This window comes from Azohydromonas caseinilytica, assembly GCF_012927045.1.
GTDB classification, from domain to species: Bacteria; Pseudomonadota; Gammaproteobacteria; order Burkholderiales; family Burkholderiaceae_C; genus Azohydromonas; species Azohydromonas caseinilytica.
Window position 1 is genome coordinate 1 of record NZ_JABBFW010000078.1, and the last position, 2,625, is coordinate 2,625.

Genomic DNA, 2,625 nt, shown 5'->3' on the forward strand with positions numbered 1-2,625 from the left:
GAGCGTCGGCATATACCGGCCACCGCGGCCGGCGCCGCGGGCGTCTCGAACCTGACCCCTTGGCTACCTTCCGAGCTTTTGCTCCAGGAGGTACGCCCGGTGGGACGCAGGAGGATCGAGATGTTCCAGTTCCGACAAGCGCTCGTCCGGCTTCGCGCGGGCGACACGGTGCGCCAGATCGCGCGCACCGGGCTCATGGGCCGCGACAAGCTCACCGCGCTGCGCGCGCTGGCCGACCAGCATGGCTGGCTCGATGCCGGCGTCGAGCTGCCCGACGACACGGCGATCGCGGCGGCGCTGGGTCCGCCGCGGCGAGCCAAGTCCACCGTCTCCAGCGTCGAGCCGCTGCGCGAGGTGGTCCAACAGTGGTTCGACGCCGGCGTGCAGGGCCGCGCCATCCACGCCGCGCTCATCCGCGAGCACGGCTACATGGGCAGCTACTCGGCGGTGCTGCGGATGCTGCGGCACATGCGCAAGGCCGCGCCACCAGACGTCACGGTGCGCCTGTCGTTCGCGCCGGGCGAGGCGGCCCAGGTGGACTTCGGCGCCGGACCGATGCTGCCCCATCCCGACGGGCGGCTGCGGCGCACCTGGGCCTTCGTGATGACGCTGTGCAGCAGCCGCCACCAGTACGTCGAGTTCGTGTGGGACCAGAGCTCGGCCACCTGGCTGGGCTGCCATCGCCGGGCCTTCGAGTGGTTCCACGGGGTCCCTGAGCGCGTCACGGTGGACAACGCCAAGTGCGCCATCGTCACCGCGTGCCGCCACGATCCCCTGGTGCAGCGCGCCTATGCCGAGTGCGCCGAGGGCTGGGGCTTCCGCATAGAGGCATGCCCCCCACGGGATCCACAGAAGAAGGGCGTCGTCGAGAACGGAGTCAAATACCTGAAGACCAACTTCCTGCCCACGCGCTCCTTCCGCGACCTGGCCGACTTGAACGCCCAGGTGCGCCGCTGGGTGATGGAAGAGGCCGGCGTGCGGGTGCACGGCACCACGCGCCAGAAGCCCCTGGTGCTCTTCGCCCTGGAGCGGCCACTGCTGCGACCGCTGCCGGCGGTGACGCCGGACCTGGGCACCTGGCACCGCGTCGTGGTGCACCGCGACTGCCATGTGCAGTTCGAGCGCGCGCTGTACTCGGTGCCGTTCACGCTGGTGGGCCACACGCTGTGGCTGCGCGCCACCGACACCACCGTGGCGCTGTACGAGGACTACCGGCACCTGTGCTCCCACGTGCGCGCGCTGCGCCCGGGCGAGCGCCGCACCGTCACCGACCACCTGCCGCCCGAGGCCCGTGCCTTCTTCGCCCACGACAAGCACTGGTGCCTACAACAGGCCCGGCACGTCGGCGCGCGCTGCACCGAGTTCATCGAGCGGCTGCTCAGTGACCGCATCGCCGAGCGGCTGCGTGCCGCGCAAGGCGTCATCGCGCTGGGCAGCCGCTACGGGGCGCAGCGACTCGAAGCCGCCTGCGCGCGGGCGCTGGCCCACGGCAGCGTGCACTACCGCACCGTCAAGACGATCCTGGCCAGCAACGCCGACTTGCAGCCGCTGGTCGAGGCCACCACGCCAGCGGCATACAGCCGTGCGCGCTTCGTGCGCTCGGCCGCCGAGCTGTTCGACGCCAAGGGGCCGTTGCACTGACCGGGCGTTCCTCTGCGCACACGGCACCCGAGGCTGTGGACGTGTGCACGGGGCTCCCTGAGGTCCACGGCCTCCCAACCGACGAGGAAGAAACCATGCTTCCCAACCCCATCCCCGAACTGGCCCCGCAACTCAAGCAGCTGCGGCTCTCCGGCATCCTGGACTCGCTGGAGACACGCAACCGTCAGGCGCTCGAAGGCAAGCTGGCTTACACCGAGTTCCTGGCCATGCTCATCGGCGACGAGATCGCCAGGCGCGAGAGCAAGAAGTTCGCGATGCGGCTGCGCCGCGCGCAGTTCCGCACCACCAAGACGCTGGAGCAGTTCGACTTCGACCGCATCCCCAAGCTCAACCGCCAGCTCGTGCACGAGCTCGCCAGCGGCCGCTACCTCAACGAGAAGGCGCCCGTCCTGATCGTCGGGCCCAGCGGCATCGGCAAGTCGCACTTAGCCCAGGCCTTGGGCCACTGCGCGGTGCGCCAGGGGCTGGACGTGGCCTTCACGACCTGCGCCGCGCTCACGCAGAGCCTCAATGCCGCCCGCGCCACCGGCAGCTACGAGCGCAAGCTCGCCGCGCTCGCGCGCGTCCCACTGTTGGTGATCGACGATTACGGACTGAAGCCGCTGCGCCCGCCGGCCGACGAGGACCTGCACGACCTCATCGCCGAGCGCTACGAGCAGGCGCCCATCATCGTCACCAGCAACCTCGACTTCGACGAGTGGGACCAGGCCTTCGCCTGCAACCGGCTGCTGGCCTCGGCCACGATCGACCGGCTGCGTCACAACGCCTACTGCCTGGAGCTGACAGGCCCGTCGTACCGTGATCCGCGGGTGCCCCCGCCGTCGAAGAAGGCACCGCAAGACAAGCCTGGCAACGCATCAAAATAAGCCTTGAAACGGAGTCGTTCGAGACGGCCTTCGGCACCGGCAAAGCTGGCCGGTATATGCCGACTCTGGGTGGCCGGATTACGCCGACGCGTGACAG

Annotated in this window: 2 protein-coding genes; both read left to right on the forward strand. The window is 69.8% G+C overall.

Annotated elements, in window-relative coordinates:
* The first annotated feature begins 120 nt into the window (after positions 1-120).
* A complete protein-coding gene (istA, locus tag HHL10_RS29985; RefSeq protein WP_169164087.1) occupies positions 121-1,641 on the forward strand; it encodes an IS21 family transposase in 1,521 nt (506 codons plus the stop codon).
* Between the two features lie 95 nt (positions 1,642-1,736).
* Positions 1,737-2,528, forward strand: a complete 792-nt coding sequence (istB, locus tag HHL10_RS29990; RefSeq protein WP_169164088.1) for an IS21-like element helper ATPase IstB — start codon at positions 1,737-1,739, stop codon at positions 2,526-2,528.
* Positions 2,529-2,625: the final 97 nt, after the last annotated feature.

Bases quoted from the DNA above. Each gene is read 5' to 3' on its own strand.
- istA (WP_169164087.1), top strand. From the start codon at position 121: ATGTTCCAGTTCCGACAAGCGCTCGTCCGGCTTCGCGCGGGCGACACG.
- istB (WP_169164088.1), top strand. From the start codon at position 1,737: ATGCTTCCCAACCCCATCCCCGAACTGGCCCCGCAACTCAAGCAGCTG.